Origin of the sequence: Pseudomonas sp. SWRI77, from assembly GCF_014269105.1 — a bacterium.
Classification (GTDB): Bacteria; Pseudomonadota; Gammaproteobacteria; order Pseudomonadales; family Pseudomonadaceae; genus Aquipseudomonas; species Aquipseudomonas capeferrum.
In genome coordinates, this window is sequence record NZ_JABWRV010000021.1 from 1 (window position 1) to 21,876 (window position 21,876).

At 62.9% G+C, this 21,876-nt stretch carries 22 protein-coding genes and 1 pseudogene; 10 read left to right on the forward strand and 13 right to left on the reverse strand.

What is annotated here, in order from left to right; translation table 11 throughout:
• The first annotated feature begins 84 nt into the window (after positions 1-84).
• Both HU766_RS19035 and HU766_RS19040 read left to right on the forward strand, forming a co-directional pair.
• The gene (locus HU766_RS19035) at positions 85-660 is read left to right on the forward strand and encodes an S-type pyocin domain-containing protein (protein WP_186659725.1); all 576 of its coding nucleotides are present in this window, start codon (positions 85-87) and stop codon (positions 658-660) included.
• On the forward strand, positions 657-908 hold the full coding sequence (locus tag HU766_RS19040) for a bacteriocin immunity protein (RefSeq protein ID WP_186659727.1): 252 nt from the start codon (positions 657-659) through the stop codon (positions 906-908). The genes HU766_RS19035 and HU766_RS19040 overlap by 4 nt, the downstream gene beginning before the upstream one ends.
• Positions 909-1,140: 232 nt before the next feature.
• Here the strand turns inward: HU766_RS19040 and HU766_RS19045 are convergent, their stop codons facing one another.
• The 3 genes from HU766_RS19045 to HU766_RS19055 are packed head-to-tail and all read right to left on the reverse strand — an operon-like array spanning position 1,141 to position 4,739.
• On the reverse strand, positions 1,141-2,163 hold the full coding sequence (locus tag HU766_RS19045; protein ID WP_186659729.1) for a histone deacetylase family protein: 1,023 nt from the start codon (positions 2,161-2,163) through the stop codon (positions 1,141-1,143).
• Positions 2,163-3,404 carry a Zn-dependent hydrolase gene (locus HU766_RS19050; RefSeq protein WP_186659730.1) on the reverse strand — a complete coding sequence of 414 codons (1,242 nt, stop codon included), beginning with the start codon at positions 3,402-3,404 and terminating at the stop codon, positions 2,163-2,165. Before HU766_RS19050 ends, HU766_RS19045 begins: the two co-directional genes overlap by 1 nt.
• A gap of 30 nt (positions 3,405-3,434) precedes the next feature.
• Positions 3,435-4,739 carry an MFS transporter gene (locus HU766_RS19055; RefSeq protein ID WP_186659732.1) on the reverse strand — a complete coding sequence of 435 codons (1,305 nt, stop codon included), beginning with the start codon at positions 4,737-4,739 and terminating at the stop codon, positions 3,435-3,437.
• 167 nt (positions 4,740-4,906) lie between these two features.
• On the opposite strand from HU766_RS19055, the gene HU766_RS19060 reads away from it, so the two are divergent.
• A complete protein-coding gene (locus HU766_RS19060) occupies positions 4,907-5,827 on the forward strand; it encodes a LysR family transcriptional regulator (protein ID WP_186659734.1) in 921 nt (306 codons plus the stop codon).
• Positions 5,828-5,903: 76 nt separating this feature from the next.
• Here the strand turns inward: HU766_RS19060 and HU766_RS19065 are convergent, their stop codons facing one another.
• Entirely contained in the window at positions 5,904-6,149 is a 246-nt protein-coding gene (locus tag HU766_RS19065; RefSeq protein WP_033697101.1) for a type II toxin-antitoxin system Phd/YefM family antitoxin, read from the reverse strand.
• A gap of 169 nt (positions 6,150-6,318) precedes the next feature.
• Between HU766_RS19065 and HU766_RS19070 the strand changes: the two genes are divergently transcribed.
• Positions 6,319-6,861, forward strand: a complete 543-nt coding sequence (locus HU766_RS19070; protein WP_186659891.1) for a WYL domain-containing protein — start codon at positions 6,319-6,321, stop codon at positions 6,859-6,861.
• Between the two features lie 13 nt (positions 6,862-6,874).
• Here HU766_RS19070 and HU766_RS19075 read toward each other — a convergent pair whose 3' ends face one another.
• Entirely contained in the window at positions 6,875-7,609 is a 735-nt protein-coding gene (locus tag HU766_RS19075; protein ID WP_186659736.1) for a hypothetical protein, read from the reverse strand.
• Between the two features lie 201 nt (positions 7,610-7,810).
• Here HU766_RS19075 and HU766_RS19080 point away from each other — a divergent pair, with 201 nt between their 5' ends.
• Positions 7,811-8,434, forward strand: a complete 624-nt coding sequence (locus HU766_RS19080) for a glutathione S-transferase (protein WP_186659737.1) — start codon at positions 7,811-7,813, stop codon at positions 8,432-8,434.
• A 54-nt stretch (positions 8,435-8,488) separates the two neighbouring features.
• Here HU766_RS19080 and HU766_RS19085 read toward each other — a convergent pair whose 3' ends face one another.
• Both HU766_RS19085 and HU766_RS19090 read right to left on the reverse strand, forming a co-directional pair.
• Complete coding sequence (locus HU766_RS19085; protein WP_047582014.1) at positions 8,489-9,253, reverse strand: hypothetical protein; 765 nt, start codon at positions 9,251-9,253, stop codon at positions 8,489-8,491.
• Between the two features lie 106 nt (positions 9,254-9,359).
• Entirely contained in the window at positions 9,360-10,535 is a 1,176-nt protein-coding gene (locus HU766_RS19090) for an MFS transporter (protein ID WP_186659739.1), read from the reverse strand.
• 94 nt (positions 10,536-10,629) lie between these two features.
• Here HU766_RS19090 and HU766_RS19095 point away from each other — a divergent pair, with 94 nt between their 5' ends.
• The 5 genes from HU766_RS19095 (at position 10,630) to HU766_RS19115 (ending at position 16,662) form a co-directional block, all read left to right on the forward strand.
• A complete protein-coding gene (locus HU766_RS19095) occupies positions 10,630-11,559 on the forward strand; it encodes a LysR family transcriptional regulator (protein WP_033699968.1) in 930 nt (309 codons plus the stop codon).
• A gap of 114 nt (positions 11,560-11,673) precedes the next feature.
• Positions 11,674-12,405 (forward strand): helix-turn-helix transcriptional regulator, encoded by a 732-nt coding sequence (locus HU766_RS19100; RefSeq protein ID WP_033697094.1) that lies wholly within the window; start codon positions 11,674-11,676, stop codon positions 12,403-12,405.
• A gap of 246 nt (positions 12,406-12,651) precedes the next feature.
• A complete protein-coding gene (locus tag HU766_RS19105; RefSeq protein WP_238338637.1) occupies positions 12,652-14,007 on the forward strand; it encodes a TolC family protein in 1,356 nt (451 codons plus the stop codon).
• Positions 14,004-15,158 carry an HlyD family secretion protein gene (locus HU766_RS19110; RefSeq protein WP_186659743.1) on the forward strand — a complete coding sequence of 385 codons (1,155 nt, stop codon included), beginning with the start codon at positions 14,004-14,006 and terminating at the stop codon, positions 15,156-15,158. The genes HU766_RS19105 and HU766_RS19110 overlap by 4 nt, the downstream gene beginning before the upstream one ends.
• Positions 15,148-16,662: a DHA2 family efflux MFS transporter permease subunit gene (locus HU766_RS19115; RefSeq protein WP_186659745.1), complete on the forward strand. Its 1,515-nt coding sequence runs from the start codon at positions 15,148-15,150 to the stop codon at positions 16,660-16,662. Before HU766_RS19110 ends, HU766_RS19115 begins: the two co-directional genes overlap by 11 nt.
• A gap of 61 nt (positions 16,663-16,723) precedes the next feature.
• Here HU766_RS19115 and adhP read toward each other — a convergent pair whose 3' ends face one another.
• The 6 genes and pseudogenes from adhP to HU766_RS19150 form a co-directional block, all read right to left on the reverse strand.
• Positions 16,724-17,734, reverse strand: coding sequence for an alcohol dehydrogenase AdhP (gene adhP, locus HU766_RS19120; protein WP_186659747.1), 1,011 nt, complete (start codon positions 17,732-17,734; stop codon positions 16,724-16,726).
• Between the two features lie 123 nt (positions 17,735-17,857).
• Positions 17,858-18,625, reverse strand: a pseudogene (locus tag HU766_RS26230) (HipA domain-containing protein).
• A complete protein-coding gene (locus HU766_RS19135) occupies positions 18,600-18,851 on the reverse strand; it encodes a helix-turn-helix domain-containing protein (protein WP_047582004.1) in 252 nt (83 codons plus the stop codon). Before HU766_RS19135 ends, HU766_RS26230 begins: the two are co-directional and overlap by 26 nt.
• A 62-nt stretch (positions 18,852-18,913) precedes the next feature.
• The gene (locus tag HU766_RS26585) at positions 18,914-19,417 is read right to left on the reverse strand and encodes a hypothetical protein (RefSeq protein WP_309475612.1); all 504 of its coding nucleotides are present in this window, start codon (positions 19,415-19,417) and stop codon (positions 18,914-18,916) included.
• 495 nt (positions 19,418-19,912) lie between these two features.
• The gene (locus HU766_RS19145; protein WP_186659749.1) at positions 19,913-21,394 is read right to left on the reverse strand and encodes a GIY-YIG nuclease family protein; all 1,482 of its coding nucleotides are present in this window, start codon (positions 21,392-21,394) and stop codon (positions 19,913-19,915) included.
• Between the two features lie 132 nt (positions 21,395-21,526).
• On the reverse strand, positions 21,527-21,856 hold the full coding sequence (locus HU766_RS19150; RefSeq protein WP_033697085.1) for a hypothetical protein: 330 nt from the start codon (positions 21,854-21,856) through the stop codon (positions 21,527-21,529).
• Positions 21,857-21,876: the final 20 nt, after the last annotated feature.

The window sequence follows — 21,876 nt, forward strand, 5'->3', positions numbered from 1 at the left end:
ACTTTGCTGTCGGGACGCATCATGGCGGACTGGCTCCAGAAAGAAATCGGGAGCGCAGCATCGGGCTTCAGGTAGTCGCTTGGAATGTGGGCTTCATGGAGCGGACACGATACACCTATTTACAAAGGGGCAACGCTCAAGCCCATAGAAATCAGGATCGACAGCTATCCAGGCGTTGCCGATGCAAGCTGGGATGACTACGTCATCATCTTTCCGGCAGACTCCGGATTGCCGCCTATCTACACGATGTTTCGGGATCGTCGAGAGGAAATGGGAACAGCCAGCGGCTTAGGCGTTGAGGTCGACGATCATTGGGCCACGAGTGTTGAAACACGTGAGGGAGCGCCCATACCCAGGCAAATTTCTGATTTATTGAGAGGGCAACAGTTTCGAAACTGGAGAGCCTATCGAGAAGCACTGTGGAAGGCCGTGAGTAGTGACGCTTTCCTCGCCGCTCAATTCGACCCTGTCAGCATCGGGAGGATGAGGAAAGGCTTTGCTCCTTTTGCGCGTTTGCATGAGCGCGTTGGAGCGCTCGCCTCTCTTCAAATTCATCATAAAACTCCTATATCCGAGGGCGGAGATGTATATAATTCAGAAAACATTGTAATTGTTACACCAAAGCAGCACATCAACATTCATCACGGAGAAATCGAATGAAAAAGACAATCACTGATTTTACCGAAGCTGAATTTTTAAATTTTGTAAAGCGCATTTATGAAGTAGATTACCCAACTGACAAATCCCACACTGACGCGATATTTGAATTCGAACGACTTTCTGAGCACCCTAAGAAATCAGATTTGATATTTTATCCGGAGCCCGGAAAAAGCGGCCCGACGACAATTGTAGAGGAAGTGAAAACTTGGCGACAGGCTAATAACAAACCTGGATTCAAAGCCGAGTAGCACAGAGAAGGCTATCAAACAAAGCTCCGTACAAATGCTACGGAGCTTTGCGCCTCTCTTTTCAGGGATTATCTGTTGCGTTCGCCGCGGTTTGTTGTCGGTATTTCTGCTTTCTTTGCCGTCAAAACGGACGGGGAAACCATACCCTCACGGGTGCGATTCCTCACCGTTTCATACTACGCACAACGAAACATATATACCGCCACTACTGCGGCTACCGGCCTTTACAGGCTTACAGCCATTGCGCTTTCTCAGCAAAAAACGCCTGCGCATTCGCCTCCAAACTCTTCAGGTGATACCCCCCCTCCTGCACTATCACACACGGCAAGCGCAGCGCCCGAACCCGCTCACCCAATGCCGCAAACCCGTCGGTGGTCACCGCCACCTTGCTCTGCGGGTCCAATTCGTAGATATCGAACCCCAGCGACAACACCAGCACCTCGGCACCAAAGTCCTTCACCGCACTCAGCGCAATCTCAAGCTGATTCATGAAATCCGCCTCACTGGCCCCATGCGCCATCGGCAGGTTGAGGTTGTAGCCCTCCCCCACACCCTCGCCGCGCTCGTCCGCGAACCCGGCCACCCCCGGGTAGAAGTTGGTCGGGTCACCGTGCACCGACACATACAGCACATCACTACGGTCGTAGAAAATCTCTTGAATCCCCTGCCCATGGTGCATGTCGGTATCGAGGACCGCCACGCGGCGATAACGGCTGCGCAAGGCCTGGGCCGCGACGGCGGCATTGTTCAGGTAGCAGAAGCCGCCGGCCGCATCGAAACGCGCATGGTGCCCCGGTGGGCGGCATAGCGCATAGGCCGCAGGCTCCCCCCCGAGAATGGCCTTGGCGGCGGCCACTGCGCTTTGCGCCGACCAGTAGGCCGAGCGCCAGGTGTTCTCACCCACGGGGCAACTGCCGTCGGCCAGGTAGCGGCCAGCCTGGGCGAGAATGCCGCGCAGGGCATTGGGCTCGCGCACGAAAATGTTGGACATGACCTCGTCGCCCCACTCCTCGGGCACCTCCTTCCAGCGTGCATGGGCCTCTTCGAGGAACGTCAGATAGGCCTCACCGTGTACCGCCATGAGCGGGCCCAGGCCGGCATCTTCGGGCTGACGAATGTCGAAGCCAAGGTCCTTGGCCGCCTGCAACAGGCGCTGGGCACGCTCAGGGACTTCCTGCGGGGTACGCATGGCGCCGCGCGAGTAGTAGCTGCGCGGGTGATGCAGCAACTGTTCGGGGTGAAAGTAGCAACGCATCAGGCTTCTCCTTGTTCGACCCGGCCGGCACGGGCCAGCACGGCGTTGAGCAGTACATCGGCGCCCTGGCGGGCATCGTCGGGCAGCACGTCTTCAGCCTCGTTGTGGCTCAGGCCACCGACGCAGGGGATGAACACCATGGCTGTCGGGCAGTAACGGGCGAGCATAATAGCGTCGTGGCCAGCGCCACTGACAATCGCCTGCTGGGCATAGCCCAGGCCGTCCACGGCCTGTTGCACGGCGGCCACACAAGCGGCGTCGAAGGGCGTCGCCGGGCTCATCCAATGGCGCTCGATGCGTACCTGCAGGCCACGCTGCGCGGCGATGGCCTGCAGTTTCAGACCAAGCTCTTGCTCCATCGCCTCAATGGCCTGGTCACGGTGGTGGCGCAAGTCGACGGTGAAGCGCAGTACACCTGGGATGGTGTTGCGCGAAGACTTGGCAATCGACAGCTCGCCCACCGTGGTCAGGCCTTCGGGGGCGAAATCGGCGGCCAGTTGCTCCACCGCCTGGATCATTCGTGCCGCGCCGTACAGGGCGTCCTTGCGCAGCGGCATCGGCGTGGTGCCGGCGTGGGCGGCCATGCCTTCGACCGTCACGTCGAGCCAGCGAATCGCCTGGCCACCACTGACCACACCAATGCATTTGGCGTTGTCTTCAAGGATCGGGCCTTGCTCGATATGCGCTTCAAAATAAGCATCGACCTTGCCGCCCAAGGGGCGCTGGCCGGCATACCCCGTGCGTTGCAGCTCATCGGCGACGCTGATGCCCGCAGCATCGCGAATCGCCAGCGCCTGCTGCAGGTCAAGGGTACCGGTGAACACTGCCGAGCCGAACATGGCCGGCGTGAAACGTGCGCCTTCCTCGTTGGTCCACACGGCAATCTCCAGCGGCTTGCGAGTGCGGATGCCGAGGTCGTTGAGCCGGCGTACCACCTCAAGGCCCGCCAGCACACCGTACACACCATCGAAACGGCCGCCTTCGGGCTGGGTGTCGAGGTGGCTGCCCATCATCACCGGTGCAGCCTGCGCATCGGTGCCTGCGCGGCGGGCGAACAGGTTGCCGATGGCATCCACCGACAGGGTCAGGCCGGCCTCGCGGCACCAGTGGCTGAACAGTTCTCGGCCGGCCTTGTCTTCATCGCTCAGGGCCAGGCGGCAGCTGCCACCACGGGCCGTGGCACCGACTTCGGCCATGGCCATCAGGCTCGCCCACAGGCGTTCGCCATTGCTTTTCAACATGTACAGGTACTCCAGATCGAATCGGGTGGATCAGGCCATTTCCAGCTGCTGACTACGGGTGTACTGGCGCGCCAAGGCCAGCACGCAGAGCAGCGAAATGGAGGCGATCAAGGTGTAGAACACCGCCATCGGCCACCACTGGCCGCTGAAGGTGTGGGCCAGCCAGGTGCCGATCAGCGGCGTCAGGCCCCCGGCAATTGCACCGCAGATCTGGTAGGCCAGGGAGATCGCGGTGTAGCGCACGCGGGTTGCGAACATGCCGCTGACGTAACCGGCGATCACCGCATAGAACGACGCCATGCAGGCCGCCGCCAGGGCGATGCCAAGCACGATCAACGGGCCCTGGCCCGAGCTGACCAGCACGAACATCGGATACGGCGAGGCCATCGCCAGCAGTGCGACCAGGGCCAGGAAGCGGGTAGCGCCGACTTTTTCGGACAACCAGGCGGCCAGCGGTTGCAGGCAAAACTGGATGACCGCCACGAAGAACAGGCATTCAAGGATCAGCGAGCGATCCAGGTGCAACTGTTGGGTGGTGTAGCTGATCATGAAGGTGTTGGTGAAGTAGACCCCGGCAATGCCCAGGGTATTGGCACCGATGCACAGCAGCAGCGAGCGCCAGGCGGTGCGCAGCACTTCGAACACCGGCGCCTGCTCCTTGCGGTGGGCCTTTTCGGCCTGCTCGCGGCTGGCGATGAATTCCGGCGATTCGTTGACCCCGAGGCGGATGGCCAGGCCCACCAGCAGCAACAGTGCGCTGGCCAGGAACGGCACACGCCAGCCCCAGCTCATCAGTTGGTCTTCCGGTAGCCGGGTTACGGCGCCGAAGGCCAGCAGCGAGAGGATCAGGCCCGCCGGGCTACCCAGCTGGGCAAACGAGGCAAAGAAGTTGCGTCGGCCCTTGGGCGCGTGCTCACCCGCCATCAGCACCGCCCCGCCCCACTCCCCGCCCACGGCGATGCCCTGGACGATACGCAGCACAATCAGCAGCACCGGCGCGGTGGCGCCGATCTGCGCGTAGGTCGGCAGCAGGCCGATGCAGACGGTGACGATGCCCATCATCAGCAAGGTGATGACCAGCGACTTCTTGCGCCCGATGCGGTCGCCCACATGGCCGAAGATGACGCCGCCCAGCGGGCGGGCAAAGAAACCGACGGCAAAGGTGCCAAAGGCGGCCATGGTGCTGAACAGGCTGTCGTCGGAGGGGAAGAACAACGCACCGAACACCAGTGCAGCGGCGGTGGCGTAGATGTAGAAGTCGTACCACTCGATCATGGTGCCGATGAACGCGGCGGCGGCGGCACGGCGCGGCTGGGGCGAAGCGGTGGGCTTCATGCTGGGCTCCTTTGCTTGTTTTTCTGGCAGGAGTTATCGGGAATCACGGGGCGCTCTGGTGGCGCCTGGTCGATGCATGGCTGCGATTTATCGTCCCAGGGCTATGATTAGTCAATTTTCTATTTATTATTCGCACTATTAGCCACGCTTATCATTCGAGCCCGACCATGTCTGACCGCCTGCTCAACGACCGCCTCGACTGGAACCTGCTGCGCACCTTCCGGGTCATCGGCCAGGAGCTGTCCATCAGCCGCGCCGCCGCCCGCCTGCACCTTACCCAGCCGGCGGTGAGTCAGGCGCTCAAACGCCTGGAGGAGCAGCTTGGCCGGCAACTCATCGCCCGCCGCGGGCCGCGCTTCGTGCTGACCGAAATGGGCGAGCAGTTGTTCTTGCTGGCTGGCGAAGTGTACGGGCAGATGTCGCAGATCGGCGGGCTGCTGGAGCAACCGGCTGACGAACTGGTGGGCAAAGTGCGCCTGCTGATCATCAGCCGCATCGTCAGCGAACGCTTTGACGACTTTCTCGCCGACTTCCACCGCCAGCACCCCCGAGTAGAGCTGGAAATCGACGTGATGCGCAGCTCCGACATCGTCGCCGCCCTGCAGGAAAAGACCGCCACGGCAGGCCTGAGCCTCAACCGAAGGCCTCAACCGCGGCTGGAGCAGCGGCTGTTTCTGCGCCAGCGCTATGCGTTTTTCTGCGGCAAGCACCATGCCTTGTTCGGCCAGCTTGAGGGCGACCTGCAGCGTGAGAACTTCGTCAGTTTTACCAGCGACCAGATTGGCGGGATGCTCTCGCCGCTGACCATTTTCCGTGACCAGCAAGGGTTTTCCGGACGCATCGTGGCGTCCTCGCCCAGCCTTGAAGAGGTGCGCCGCCTGGTGATAGCTGGGTTCGGCATCGGCTGCCTGCCAGAACACGTGGTGGCGCCGGATGTGGCCGCCGGGCTGTTATGGAAGCTGCCGCCGCAGGAGGGGATCGCGGATGTGGATATACACCTGTTGTGGAACAGGGAGCAGCGGCTGAGTCGGGCGGAAGAGGTGTTTATCCAGGCGTTGCAACAGTGTTTGGAGAAAGGGCATCTGTAGATTTGGGTTGGTTGATCATCCGCGCACTATGAAGCTGTGCTTGCGACGAACCTTCCTCTACCGCTTTTTGGATGACTTATAGCTCATCCAAAGACACCGATACGCCTTTTTCACCTAGTCGAGACTTTGCCAGTTCGCTTAGCTCGATATCTTCGAGCCGCTCCATCATGGCTTCATAAAGCTCAGCCGGCACCATGTACCCCATCACCCGATTGTGATTGAGCACGGCGATGGGCATCCCTGCGGCACCGGACATGACCGCAGTTGGATTCTTTTTCAGTTCCGACACGCTTACCGCTACATCGGCGAAGATATTCTGCATATTTATCGACCTCAATTAAGACCTATATTTTGGTCAATGCCTCGGGCAATGACATGCCATGGCCTGCTAAAAGTTTGGATCCCATCCTCTGGCGAGGTATGCTCTGCGAGATAGCCAAATGCCACCACCCAGGAGCGCCAAGCGCCTGGCATTCATGGACGAGCCTCCTTTGCCCAGCCACCCTACCCGCCACACCATCGCCCGCCAATGGCAGCTGCTCAAGCTACTGCCAGGCCGCCACCCCGGCATGAGTTCCACGCAGTTGCAGGCTGCTCTGTCATCCGTGGGCCACAGCACCAGCAAGCGCACCGTCGAGCGCGACCTGGTCGAGCTGTCGGCGCTGTTCCCACTGCATTGCAACAGCAAAGGCATGCCCTACGGCTGGTACTGGCAACCTGGCTTGAGCCTGGGCGAGGCGCGGCACCTGCAACCGGATGCCCTCAGCCCGGTACGCCAGGTCGTGCTACGTGCCTGGGTCGACGATGCACTTGCCCGTCGTCTTGAACACCAGCCGCTGTCCACAGACATGCAACTCACCCCGCAGCAGGACGGCGGCGCCTCGCTGCAAGCGACCGTCGACGACGGCCGGGCGTTGATGGGCTGGTTGCTTTCACAGGCGGGGTCGATACGCGTGCAGGCCCCGCAAGCGCTGCGCGAGGCCTTGCTGGAACAAATGCGCCAGAGCCTGGCGCTGCACGATGACTGTCAGTGATTGGGCACATACGTCAGGACGGCAACACCGGCATGCGGCGGCGTGACAGGCAAGCGTAGGCCAACGCCAGCACGCCGAACCCCAGCACCCCCAATAGCACCATCAGCTCACGGCTGTAGCGCGCCACCAGCGCGGGAAAACCGCTGAACTCGCGGTACACCTGCACATCGGCCACGCCGTCGGCGTGACGGATGCTGACGCCGCCCTGGCGGATCTGCGAGTAGTCCGCATCGAAGTACACCCACACCTTGCAGGCGCCACCCGGCTCAATGGCCGGTATTTCGACCACGGGCGTGGCGGCCTCGATGATGGTGTCGTTACCCGCGGCATCGCGCACTTGCACCAGGCCCTTGGCCGGCAGGCGGATGGTTACCTGGCGCACCGGCGCATCACCCGTGTTGCGCAGGTCGATGAGCAGACCGGTGCGGTGGTCCACCAACCCCGCCTCGAACGGCTTGGCGAACAGTTGGGCATAAGGCGCCTGGGCCAGTTCGATCAACCGGTCGACCTGCTCATGGCTCAACTCGCCCTGGCCGATACGGTTGATGCGCCCTTGCAACTGCTCGTACTTCAGCAGCTCGCTGGCCTTGCTGATCCGCTCGCTGAACTGGCTCGGGTAGGTGAGATAGGCATAGGTCAGGGAGGCTTCCAGGCGAGGGCGGCCTTTGATCACCACATAGGCCACCAGTATGACCATCAGGCCCATCAGCAGCGCTACGAGGCATTTCCCGACTTTGTCCCAGCTCAACACAAACTTCCTTCTGTCGTGGTACTGACGATTCAAGCGGCCCAAGGGTGCCAATTTCGTGGCGCCCAGGCAAGCATTCAACGCCCCAGTAGTACGGGCAGTGACGCTACCAGCATAGGCCTGATCACAGTATTCGCTTTGTCCTTGACCGTGGTCATGCCGTGAACGAGGATCAGGCTTCCACAGACAAGGACGCAAACCATGTTACGGATACTGGGCAGAGCTTCTTCCATCAATGTGCGAAAAGTCCTTTGGGCCTGTGCCGAGTTCGATATCCCCTTCGAGCGGGAAGACTGGGGTTCGGGCTTCCAACCCACCAACACGCCCGCATTTCTGGCACTGAACCCCAACGCCATGATCCCGGTGATCCAGGACGGCGATTTCACCCTGTGGGAATCCAACACCATCATCCGCTACCTGGCAACGCGCCATGACCAGGGCGCCACCTACCCGGCCGAGGCACAAGCGCGGGCGCGCATCGATCAATGGATCGACTGGCAAGCATCGGACCTCAACCGGTCGTGGAGCTACGCGTTCATGTCGCTGGTCAGGCACTCCCCTGCCCACCAGGACCCTCAAGCACTGGCCGCCGGTTGCGCAGAATGGGGCCGCCACATGCAGATTCTGGAGCGCCAGCTCGCCGCCACCGGCGCTTATGTGGCCGGTAGCCGGTTCACGCTGGCCGACATCCCTATTGGCCTGTCGGTCAACCGCTGGTTCGAGACCCCGTTCGAGCACCCTCACCTGCCGGCAGTCAGGGCCTACTACGAGCGGCTGAGCCAGCGCCGCGCGTTTTGCCTGCATGGCAGAAACGGCACGCCCTAAGCACAGGCCTTCAACGCTGGGGCGGCCGGAGGCACTGACTGAAGCCGCCCCTGCTCAGCGTGCCTCCAGCACCTTCGCCAACACGAAGGTCACCACCACTGCCAGCAACACGCCAATGGCGATCGACATGACCGCGCCCCACTGCAACAGCGTGTGTTGCAAGGTCAGGTAAAAGCCGACCACGCCCACGGCGCCAATGCCGTTGCCGCGTATGATCGCAGCCAGCTCCTGGCGCCCGCCCTGGACGTGGGCGAACACCGCCAGCGGCCAGGCGATGACTGGGACCGGCGCCAGCATCCCGCTGACCACAGGGCCGAGCAAGGTCGCGCTGGCCGTGATCACCAGCAGCAGCAAGGTGGCGGTCATCATGCGCATCGGGATGACCCAGCGAGGCGTCGGCACGTAGCGTGCGGCACTGGCGTCTGCCGGCTTGGCGGTGGCCACGACGATGGCGATGACCAGTAGCAGCGTGGCAATGACCGACAACGCCACCCCGCCCAGGTGGCTGGTTGCCAACGCCGCCAACACAAAGAACGCCAGCGCTGCGATGCAGCCGACCAAGGCGCCTACACGTCGGGTCACCCCGTAATAGAACAAGCAGGTTGCCTGCACGGCAGCCACCCCGGCCAATGCCCCTGGTACGGCCAATGAGGCGAACGCCTCGCCTTGTTCAAGGCTGAGAAACAGCATGACCAGCGCCGAGGTAACGGGTAGCCCTGAAAGCAGCCCGCCAATTTGCGTGCCCCAGCGTTTGCCAGCCAGCGAAATGGCCAGCATCAGGGTGGGGGTCATGAAGAGTTTGAGGTAGAAGACAGTCATGCAGAGGTTCAGGTCTGAGGCGGGGGATAGCGCATGCTAGCTGAAGCGCGCTCCGCGGCACAGTGACGATGGCCGTTGCGGGCAAGCGCCATCCGCCTATCCAGATTCAGACCAGGGTTTGGAACGCATGAGCTGCGCCCCGCGCGCGCCAGGCAAACGCCAGCACCATCAGCAACCCCAAACCCGCCATCAACGCACCTGCCAGGGAAATCGCCGGGTAACCCAGCCCCGCATTGATCACCGCCCCACCCAGCGCAGCGCCTATTGCGTTGCCAAGGTTGAACGCGCCGATATTCACCGCAGACGCCAGGTTAGGCGCGTCCTTGGCCGCTTCCATCACGCGCATCTGCAGCGGCGGCACCAAGGCAAAACTGGCCGCCCCCCACACCAGCACCGCCAGTGCCGTGGGCAGCGACCAGGGCATCAGCAGCGGAAACACCAGCAGCACAGCGATCAACACCGCCAGCGAGACGATCAGCGTACGATCGACCGAGCGGTCCGCCGCCTTGCCGCCCCACACGTTACCCAAGGTCAGGCCGATACCGAACAACACCAGCATGACCGTGATGAACGTGGTGGAGGCCTGGGCCTCGCTGTGCAGAATGGGCGCAATGTAGGTGAACACGGTAAACATCGCGCTGGAGCCGACCACGGTCAGCGCCAATGCCGCCAGTACCGGCCCACGGCCGAGCACGCGGATTTCGGCCATTACCCCGTCACTTTTGGGCAGCGGCACATTGGGCAGCGCGTACCACAGCGCCGACATGGCCACCAAACCCAGGCCCGCGATGCCCCAGAACGAAGTGCGCCACCCCAGCAACTCACCGAACCAGGTCGCCAACGGCACACCGCCGATGGTCGCCAGCGTCAACCCCATGAACATCGCGGCCACGGCGCCTGCGCGTTTTTCCGGCGGCACCACACTGGCTGCCACGATCGAGCCGATACCAAAGAACGCGCCATGGTTGAGCGAGGTCACCACGCGGGCCACGAGCAGGCTGGCGTAATCGCTCGCCAGCGCCGACATCAGGTTACCGAGGGTGAAAATGGCCATCAGCCCAATCAACAGGTAACGCCGCGGCACCTTGCCGGTGGCCAGGGTCATCAACGGGGCACCGATCAGCACCCCCACCGCGTAGGCGCTGACCAGCAGCCCGGCAGCAGGTATCGAGACCCCGAGGTCTGTGGCAATACTGGGCAACATGCCCATGGGGGCGAACTCGGTGACGCCGATGCCAAAGGCACCGATGGCGAGTGCGACGAGGGGTGGATTGATGCGCATGACGGGCTCCTTATCTGTGCCGCAAATGCTACGATCCACTCCGTTAATGCACTAGACCGCATTTTTGCCAATCACCTTTGCGCACGAGGCACAAATGGACTTCAACGGCAGGTCCGGCGAGATGGAGATTTTTGCCAAGGTCGCGCACGCGGGCAGCTTGTCTGCAGCGGCGCGGGCGCTGGGGCTGACGCCATCGGCGGTCAGCCGGATCATCGCGCGCACCGAACAGCGCCTGGGCACCCGCCTGCTGTTGCGCACCACACGGGCCATTTCGCTTACCCCGGAGGGCGAAGCCTACTTGCGTGGCGCCCGGCGCATCCTCGCCGACATGGATGAAGTCGAGGATGCCATCACCGACCAGGGCGTACCGCGCGGGCGCCTGCGGGTGAGCGCCGCGCTGGGGCATGCCCGGCTCACGGTGGTGCCCTTGCTGGCGCAGTTCAGCGCCCTGTACCCGCAGATACTGGTCGACCTGACGCTAGGCGACGAACTGGTCGACATTGCCGGCGGCCAGGCCGATGTCGCGCTGCGCTTCGGCCACCTGCCGGACAGTTCGCTGAGTGCCCGTTACATTGGCGACACCGGCCAGGTGATCGTCGCCTCGCCCGATTATCTGCAACGCTGCGGCACCCCGAACGAACCTGAAGACCTGGCCCGCCATAACTGTTTGCGCTTCAACTTCCGACGTGCCGAGCCCGACTGGCCGTTTCGCCGTGACGGGCAGGCGTTTGCCCTTAAAGTCAGCGGCAACCTGGAGTGCAGCAGCGGCGAGGCGCTGGCGCAATTGGCCAGGCTGGGGGCCGGCATCGCGCGCATCGGTACGTTCACGGTGGGCGATGACCTTGCCAGCGGGCAACTGGTGCCGCTGCTGGAGGCCTACAACCCCGGCGACCGGGAGCCGATTCATGCGGTGTTCGTCGGCGGCCCGGCGATGCCGGCACGGGTTCGGGTGTTCGTGGACTTTCTGGTCGAGCATCATCAGGGTTGGCCGCTGCGCCACGCACCGCCAACATCGCAACCCTGAGCGCAATTAAAACGCATAACTCGCACTCGCCCCTGCGCACTTAGCAACCACAGCCGATTGCCTTGCGATATTATTGGATCCAATCGCGCACCATACAGGGCTGGGGAGATCGGCATGCAAGCTTTGGGGATGGACTATCGGCACGGTGAGGTGGTTGCCAGCCACTGCCACGCCGAGGATCAGCTGATCTATGCCGCCAACGGTGTGATGCGGGTGTGCAGCGATGGGGGTAACTGGGTGATCCCCCGTGGGCAGGCACTGTGGATACCTGCTGGGGTCGGCCACGAAATCCGCATGCAAGGTGAAGTGTCGATGCGCACCTTGTTGCTGGGGTCGCACGTCACGCGCTGCCATGTCATCGCGGTGTCCGGTTTGCTGCGCGAGCTGATCCTGGCGGGGTCACGGATGTTGCAGCGCGACGAGCCGCTGGGCGAGCACGCCAGGGCGCTGATCCAGCGTGAGCTGGAAACGGCCGAGCGCATCGATGCCTACGTGCCGGTGCCGCAGCATGCACGGCTGCGCGCCTGGTGCGAGGGCTTTCTCGAAGACCCGGCCCAGGACCTGACGCTGGAGCAGTGCGGCGCGCAACTGAACATGAGCGCGCGCACCCTGGCGCGGCTGTTCCAGCGTGAGGTGGGCATGTCGTATGGCGAGTGGCGAGCACGCACGCGCATGGTCCTCAGCCAGCAGTGCCTGGCCGATGGCAAGCCGATCCTGAACGTGGCACTGGACCACGGTTACCAGAGCGCCAGCGCCTTTGCCGCGATGTTCAAGCGCATCCTTGGCTACAACCCCAGCGACTGGCAGGTCAACGTGCTGGGCACGGGCGCCGCGCCAACGCCCTGAGCGCCGAGGCTGAGGTTGTCCCAGTTGCGCGCAGGGTTGTCCCGCTTGCGGCAGCGGGGCTACCCCAGCCCTCGTTAATCTGGCCTCACGACCCCTCATACGGCTTGCGTGATGCCAATTCGATCCCTTTCCAGCCCCGCCAGGCGGGCTGCCGCCATCGGCGTGTTCAGCGTGCTGTCGGCGTGCACTGGGCACCCCACAGGCGCCCTCCCCCCCAACCCCTTCCAGGCATTGCCCGGGCTGCGCCTGCCTGCCGACGTCAGCGACCAGGCGCTGCCCGCGCGCTGGTGGGCGTTGTATCACGACCCGCAGCTCAACGCCTGGGTGCAGCAGGCCCTGGAACACAACCAGGACCTGGCGCAGGCCGAAGCCAATGTGCAGGCCATGCTGGCCGGCATTGGCGAGTTCGACGCCAAGCGCTGGCCCAGCACTTCCCTCGGGTTTGCCGCCAGCTATGGCAAGAGCGCCGATGACCAGACCCTGGCCGAGGCCACCGACAGCCATGCGCCATCGCAATGGGCGTTCAACCCGGCCATCGAGCTGGCCTACCAGGTAGACGTCTGGGGCCAGGTGCGCGCGGCCATCGAACGGGCACGGGTACAGGCCGAGGCCAGCCGCGAGGCCTTGGAGCTGGTGCACCTGCAGGTGGTCAGCCAGACCACTCGCGCCTACATCGACCAATGCGTCTACGGCGCCCGCATCGCGGCAGCCAGCCAGTCCCTGGACACGTTGCAGCGCAGTGTGCAGCTCAGCGAGCGCCAGCGTCAGGCTGGCGTCGCCACCGAACTCGATGCTGTGCGCCTGCTGGGTTTACGCGAACAGGTACAGGCGCAACTGCCGATGCTGGAGGCACGCCGGCGCATGGCCCTGTACGAACTGAGCATGCTCAGTGGCCAGGAGCCGGCGGCGCTGATCGACAACGGCGCCCCCTGCCAGACCATCCCGACCCTCGCCGCGCCGTTGCCTGCTGGCGACGCCTGGCGCCTGCTCGAACGCCGGCCAGACGTGCGCAAGGCCGAACGCGAGCTGCAGGCTGCCGCTTTGGAAGTCGACATCGTCAAGGCTGACCTGTATCCGAAGGTCAGCTTCGGCGCCTCGTTGACCTCGTCGGATCACCACCTGGCCAACCTGGGCGACAGCCGTGCGCTGATGTTTGCCATCGGCCCGTTGATCCGCTGGGAGTTCCCCAATATCAAGGCCAACCGCGCACGGGTGAGCAAGGCCCAGGCCTTGCAACAGGCGCAAATCGCTCATTACCGCGGGGTGGCGTTGGCGGCACTCAAGGATGTGCGCCAGGCCCTGGCCCGTTTTGACGGTGAACGGCAACGTACCCAGGCCCTGGCAGCAGCCCTGGTGCAGGGCCAACGCGGCTTTGCCCTGGCGCAAAGCAGCTACCGCGCCGGCACCCTCGACGCACTGGCGCTGCTGGACAGTGAGCGCGACCTGATCGCAGTCAGGGCCAGCCATGTCGAGGCCCAAGGCCGCCTGGCACGTGCCCAGATCAACCTGTTCCGCGCCCTGGGCGGGCGCTGGCAATCATCACCGGCACCGGCCCCAAGCCGGGTGCGTCGCTCCACTCCCGCTACTGGAAGCCAATCATGAATGTTGCCGTTACAAAGAACGCGCTGGCGGATGACCAGCCCCAGGCGGCTGTCACTGCCCGCAGGCCCCGTCGCCGCCTGGCACTGTACGCCGGTGGTGGCCTGACGCTGCTGGCAGCGCTGGCCTTCGGCGGGTACTGGTTCACTACCGGGCGCTACCTGGAGACCACCGATGATGCCTATGTACGCGCCGACTGGGTGGCCCTGAGCGCGCGCGTGGCCGGCTATGTGGCCAAGGTTGAAGTGGAGGACGACCAGCCCGTCAAGGCAGGCGATGTGCTGGTGCGCCTGCACAACCGCGACTACCTGGCACGCCTCGACCAGGCCACTGCCGGGGTGGCCGAAGCACAGGCCGCGCTGGCGGCGGCGCAGGCCAGCCAGCAAGTGGCTGGCGAGCGTATCAACCAGCAACAGCAGGCCATCTTCCAGGCCGAATCGGCCGTGCACAGTGCCAGCGCCGAGCGCCAGCGCAGCGAGCTGGACATGCAGCGCTACCGTGGCCTGGTGCGTGACAACGCAGCCACCGTGCAGCGCCTGGAAGCGGCCAATGCCAGTGCTGTACAAGCGGGTGCCGCGCTGCAGGGCGCGCAGGCACGCTTACGAGAACAGCGTTCGCAACTGACGATGGCCAAGGCCCTGGCGCTGGCGGCCGATGCCGACATCAAGCAACGCACGGCGGCCTTGAGCCGTGCTCAAGCCCGCCAGGCGCTGGCCGAACAGGATGAACAGGACACCGTCATCCGCGCGCCCATCGATGGCGTGGTCGGTCAGCGCCGCGTTCGCGCCGGGCAGTATGTGGTGCCAGGCCAGCCGTTGCTGGCGGTGGTGCCGTTGCAGCAGACCTACGTGGTCGCCAACTACAAGGAAACCCAGCTGGCCCACATGCGTCCGGGGCAACCGGTGCAGGTGCGTATCGACAGCTTCGCCAGCCAGCCTGTGCAAGGCCGCGTGGCGAGCTTCTCGCCGGCGTCCGGCAATGTTTTTGCGCTGCTGCCTTCGGACAACGCCACCGGCAACTTCACCAAGATCGTCCAGCGTTTTCCGGTGCGCATCGTGCTCGACCAACCCGTAGACGGCGTGCAGATACTGCCCGGCATGTCGGTGGTGACCACGGTCGACACGCGCCCCGTGGAGCCGGCCGATGAGCACTGAGCAAAGGGTACCGTTGCGGGCCTGGGTGGCGGTGTTCGGCGGCTTGCTTGGGTGCTTCATGGCCGGCATGAACGTGCACGTCACCAGCGCGGCGCTGCCTGAAATCCGCGGTTCGCTGGGTGCCAGCTTCGAAGAGGGCTCGTGGATTTCCACCGCGTACCTGGTGGCAGAGATTGTCATGATTCCGCTGACGGCCTGGCTGGTCGAGGTGTTTTCCATGCGCCGGGTGATGTGGACGGGGTCGTTCATCTTCCTGCTGGCATCGATCGCCTGCTCGTGGGCGCCCAATCTGGAGGCAATGATCACCCTCAGGGTGATCCAGGGCGCAGCCGGCGCAGTGCTCATCCCCCTCTCCTTTCAGTTGATCATCACCGAACTGCCCGCCAGCAAGATGGCCATGGGCATGGCGCTGTTCAGCCTGGCCAACAGCGTGGCCCAGGCGGCGGGGCCTTCCATTGGCGGCTGGTTGACCGATGTCTATTCGTGGCGCTGGATTTTCTACCTGCAGCTGTTTCCCGGCGTCGCACTGCTGCTCGCCATCGCCTGGTCGATCGAAGCCAAACCCATGCAACTGGCCCTGTTGCGTCGGGGCGACTGGGTGGGCATAGCGGCCATGGTCCTGGGCTTGGGCGGCTTGCAGATCGTGCTGGAGGAAGGCGGCCGGCTGGACTGGTTCGGCTCGACGTTCATCGTCGGCATGTCGATCATCGCAGGCTTGGCGTTGGCGGTATTCGTGTTCACCCAGTTGTACGGCCAGCGCGCATTCATCAACTTGCGCTTGCTGGGGCGCTACAACTTCGGGGTCGCCAGCATCGCCATGTTCATCTTTGGCGCCGCCACCTTTGGCCTGGTGTTTCTGGTGCCCAACTACCTCTCCCAGCTGCAGGGCTACAGCGCCCGGGATGTGGGGGTCGCGTTGATCGCCTATGGCGTGGTGCAACTGCTGCTGGCGCCGTTGATGCCAAAATTGATGGCCTGGACCAGCGCCAAGTTCATGGTGGCCAGTGGTTTTCTGATCATGGCTGCAGGCTGCTGGCTGGGCGCGAGCCTGAACATCGACAGCGCCGATAACGTCATCATCCCGTCCACGGTGGTGCGCGGCATTGGCCAGCCGTTCATCATGGTCGCGCTGTCGGTACTGGCGGTGGCAGGGTTGGAAAAACGTGAAGCGGGCTCGGCCTCGGCGGTGTTTTCGATGCTGCGCAACTTGGGTGGCGCCATCGGCACCGCCACGCTGACGCAGATCGTGGCAACGCGCGAGCGCTATCACAGTGAGCGCATTCACGAACATGTCACGGTGTTCGCACCCAGTGTGCAGGAGCGCATCAGCCAGACCGTGCAGAGCTGGCTGCCGGCCCAGCAACAGGCGCTGGAAGGGTTGGCCGCGACCATCAGGCGCGAGGCTTACCTGATGGCCTACAGTGATGCCTTCTACCTGGCGTGCCTGGCATTGATCGGCTGCGCAGTAGCGGCACTGTTACTGCGCACCCGGCAACCGGCATGAGCATGTGTGTAACCCGCTGCGCCGGTATAAAAACGGCCCGCGAACGCGGGCCGGCTTTGGGCTAATCGGCGAAGTGGATCACCATGCGGCCTTTGATCTTGCCTTCCTGCATCTCTTCGAAAATGTCATTGATGTCTTCGATCGGGCGCAGCGTTACCTTCGGCACCACCTTGCCTTGCGCGGCAAATTCGAAGGCTTCTTGCAGGTCCTGACGGGTACCGACCAGCGAACCCACCACCTCGATACCGTCGAGCACAAGGCGTGGAATGTCCAGGCTCATGGCTTCAGGTGGCAGCCCAACCGCGACCAGCCGACCGCCAGCACGCAGCGCATCGACCGCCGAGTTGAAGGCGCTTTTGGCCACGGCCGTGACCACCGCCGCATGGGCGCCGCCGGTCTTGGCCTGGATGACTTTGGCTGCGTCCTCATCGCGCGGGTTGACCACCAGGTCGGCGCCCATTTCGCGGGCGAAGGCCAGTTGTTCATCATTGACGTCGATGGCGATGACCCGGGCATTGAAGACGTTCTTGGCGTACTGCAGGGCGAGGTTGCCCAGGCCACCGAGGCCGTAGATGGCAAGCCATTGCCCAGGGCGGATATTCGACGACTTCACCGCCTTGTAGGTGGTCACACCGGCGCAGGTGATGCTGCTGGCGGCCGCCGAGTCCAGCCCGTCCGGCACTTTTACCGCATAGTCCGCCACCACGATGCACGCCTCGGCCATGCCGCCATCGACCGTGTAACCGGAGTTCTTCACCGCGCGGCACAGTGTCTCGTTGCCGCTGTTGCAGTATTCGCAATGCCCGCAGCCCTGGAAGAACCAAGCAACGCTGGCCCGGTCACCTGGCTTGAGCGAAGTCACGCCCGGCCCCACTTCCACGACCACGCCAATCCCTTCGTGGCCCAGGATCACACCGGTCTTGTCGCCGAAATCGCCATTCTTGACATGCAGGTCGGTATGGCAAACGCCACAACACTGCATCTTCAGCAACGCTTCCCCGTGCGCCAGCGGCCGCAGTGTTTTTTCCACCACGTCCACGCGACGCCCTTTGGTAACAACAGCAGCTTTCATAAATACCTCCGTGTCTGGCTGAGTGAGCTTGAGAGAGTGCCCGGGTCAGCATAGTGGCGGATTGATGAAGAGGCGTTGCTGCAGGTCAGGTTTTGAACAGTGGGCAGTAATAAGGGTTGGACGTTAGCCAAAGGTACTGATGAACGGCCCGGCAGACTGCCGAATTGCCCTCACCACATCGGGGGCTTGCTCGCACAGTTCAGCAGAGCGAGCCAGTACTTGCTCCAACGCCTGCAACTGTTCGCAAATGATTTCCTTTGGCCGAGCCACATCACAGGTGACAGCAAAGTCCATCAAGCCCTGCCTTGAAGCAAACAACGACTTGTTACCGCCCAGGTCCAGGGCCAACACATCCTCAGGGATGTAGGCTGTGGTGGCGATAGCCGCATAGCTCTTGCTGTACTTCTGCTGCGCCGAAAGCCCCATCAATGCGGCCATGTCCTCAAAGCCGATCGGATTGAGCTGCCCGTCCCGATCAAAGCGCCGCATGACGAAAAGCTTGGCGTTATCGGACAGGTAGAATTCCGGCACTGGGATCCCTACTTCCTTGGCCACGGACATGCAGAGAAACTCGTTGATTGCCAGCCCCGGGAACTCGTCCCGCCCGCTTTTTATGATCAGGTCAGACGTTTTCGAGGTGAAACGTTGCGGCGCACCACCCGCCCAATTGGCGAGCTACTACCAGAGAGCGCCAATAGCAGCATCGGATCGACATTCACCACCTTGGCCAGACGGTTACGCAATTGCTCCAGCACATAGCCTTCAGGCAAATTCATCTGGAATATCGGGTGCAGTTCCCGGTGTCGGTATTTCATCCAGGCGTAATGGCATCAGTAGACTGATCGCTGCATGAGCCGAAGCATCATCAGTCGAATACTCCCTGAATTTCATCCAACGTGGGCATGGCTGCGGGCACTAGCGCGAACTCGCAGTCCAAAGCGCCCACCACTCGAGCATAGGCGGCCATACCTACAGATAGATCGCCTCGCTCTATCGCGATAACTTTCTGACGGGTAACACCGGCCAATGCCGCCAGCTTGGCTTGAGTGAACCCACGACTCAACCGGCGCTGCCGAACTTGTTGACCCAGGCGTGCAATGATAAAAGAGGGATCCATGTTCTGTATACGTAACAGATTTAAGTTAATGTAACGTATACCTAACCTAGGTAAATATCAAATCACCCCCGCAGGTTCAGCCCCAAGGCAAACACCGCCGCAGCCAGTGCAACCAGCGACACGGCATTGCGGCCTAGGTAGGCAACCCAACCCGGTGCGGCCAGTTGCGCCAGCTGGGCCTGGCATTGGCGCTGGTTGTCCAGCAGCGTGGCCAGCTGCGCCTCCATGCGGTCCACGCGTTGAGCCTGGGTGCTGGTGGCTAGGGCGAGCTTCTTCAATGCCGTGGTCACGGTGGTCGACAGGCTTTCCCGGGCCAGGTTGCTGGCGGTCAGGTTTTTCTTCAGCTCCTCAAGTTGCCCTTCCTGGGCGGCGAGCTTGTGCTGATGGTGCTCCAGGTTCTTTCTGATCACGGCCTCTTTCTGCACCCGGGCCAGGGTGCTGGTCACCAGCTTCTGGTGTTGCGCATCGATCTTGGCATCCAGGGCCGTCAGGTCGGTCTCCTGCTTGCCTTGGGCCCAGGCCAGCCGCTCCACCTCCTGGGTGCAATAGGCGTAGCCATCGGCCATCGCCAGCAGGTCGTCGATCTGCTGCTTGAATTCGCACAGCACCACCAGGGCCCCTTCCTGGTTGCCCTCCAGCGTCACCGCGTCGGCCTGCAGGCGTTCGATCTCACGCACCAGGGCGTCATTGAAGCCGCGCAGTACCTTGTTGTTGGCCGTGTGCAACTGGGTCAACAACTGCACCACGCTCTGGGTCACGGCCAGGCTCTCACCCACCTGCCTGACCATGTCGGCCAGGTCTTTGTCGTTTTTGCCCGTCAGGCCGCCCCAGAACGAATCCCAGGTGCCTTGCTGCTTGAACGCCTCGAGCTGCTCGCGCGCCCCCTTGTTGTTGACGATGGCCTCGTGCAGCTTGCGCAGCCCGTGCTCGAAGTCTTTGAGCTGGTCGTGCTCCTCGCGGGGCGCCGGCAGCGACGCAGGGGCGGGTACGGGCAGCGACTCGGCCAGCCTGACTTGGCCAAAGAGCTTGGCGGCGAGGTCGGTTGTAGTGTTGAACACCTGTCAGGACTCCTGGGTAATACGGTTTTTGTTCGATTGCAGCAGTGCCGAGTAGTCGATCGCCCGCACTGCCCGATGCTGCGCCAGGCGCTCGCGGTGGGCGCCGGCCTCACGGGCCAGGGCGTCGACCGACTGGGCGTATTCCATCAGGCCCTCGGCCATCAGCCATTCGTTCTCTTGTACCTGGATCAGTTGCAACGCCGCCGCGCGCTTGGCCTCCAGCGCTTCGTGCCAGCCGCTCTTGAAGTCCACCAGGAAGGCCACGATGGGCGGCACGACCTTTTGCAGGTGGTAACTGCACAGCCCGAAACCGATGGCCGCGATCACGCAGGAAATGTACGGCGCAGCCACGCCGACCAGGGGCAGCAACTGCGCCTCGATGACCGGCTCGATGCCGTCCCAGAAAATCAGCGTGCCACTGACCACCACGGTTTCGACGATCTTTTGGATGAGCTCTTCCCTTGGCATGGACTGGGCACCCTTGTAGAGCTGCCAGGCGCCATGGGCGAGGTCGAACAGGTTGCGGCTCAGGTTGTAGACCTGGCGGACCGCCTTGGACAGGGCGTTGACGATGAACTCGACCACGCCGTTGAGCAGCTTCAGGGGCGCGGCGACGATACGCTCGACCACGGCCCAGATCTTTTGCAGAAAGCGCTCGACTCGGGCCTTGAGGCGCGCAGTGCCGCCCATGAACAGGTCGACCAGTTCATCCTTGATGGCGATGATCGCGGCAGCGGTCAGTTGCTCGAATACCTGCCACCCCGAGTTCTTCAGCGCCTCCTTGCCAGCGCCCATGGCCACCTCGCCGGCACTGCCCATCGCGTCCTTCATTTTCTTGGCTTCGATGTTGCTGCGGATGCCCTGCTCTTCCTTCAGCTCTTGCTTGCGGTTGACCGGCGGCTTTTCGTTCTTGATCAGGAAGGCTTCCAGGGCGGCGGCGGTTTCGGCCGAATCCATGACCACGAACTTGACGGTGCACCCGGCCTCAAGCTGGTCCGCCAGCTTGTAGGGCTTGCGGGTTTCGCTGTTGGCCCGGCCGCGGTATTCGTTCATGTGCCCGTCCTGCCAGCGCTGACGCATGTTGGTGCTGTCACCGATGTAGGCCAGCTGGCCGCTGGCGTCGTACACCACGTACACGCCGGGCTTGTCGGGCAAGTCGTTGAGGCTGGAGGCGTCGTTGGCGCTTACCGAGAGCGCGCCGTCGAATTGCAGCGTGGCCAGCGAACCGATACCGGCCGACAGGCTTTTGAAGAGGATTTCTTTCCAGGCGACACCCCGGTTGGCAACCTGCATGGCGCTTTGCGCCGAGGTGGCAGCGAGGGTGTCCTTGCCGGCCTGCAGCGGGTCCGGTGACTTGGCGTTGGGCTGGGAATTCTTTTTGTTGCGAAAACCGGCCACGAGCTTGCGGTTGGTGTTCTCGATCGCCCGGTCGACAATCAGGTTGGCGAGCGGCGACAGCGTCCTGTGTTGGTATGGCTGGTTCATCATCCCTATCCGGATAGCTCGATCATGGGCGGCAAGCTATCAAAATGACATCATCGGATCCACTGCCGGGATGCTTGAAATGTCGAAAAACTGGCGTTTTGGAGCTGCATGGCAGCCCCAAGACGCGGGCGATCAATCCACCCGCACGAACACCTGCTTGGCCATGTTGTTGCCGCCAATCGACTCCAGACGCTTGCCGCCATCCAGCACGCGCACGTTGATCAGCGCAACGCCGTTGGCATCACGGGCCACGACCACATCGTCCTTGCGCTCCCACTCGTCGACCTTGATCTTGTTGCCCGCAGAGACGATGTAGTCACTGGAGAACTCGACCGTCTGCTTGCCTGCGCTGAAGCCCATCACAGTGGTCTCGGCCTCGTAGGTGCCATCCAGCGCATCGTTGCCGCAGCCAGCCAGTACACAGAATGGCAATGCTGCCAGCACGTATTTGAAGCGACGCATAGGTATTCCTTGTCAGTCAT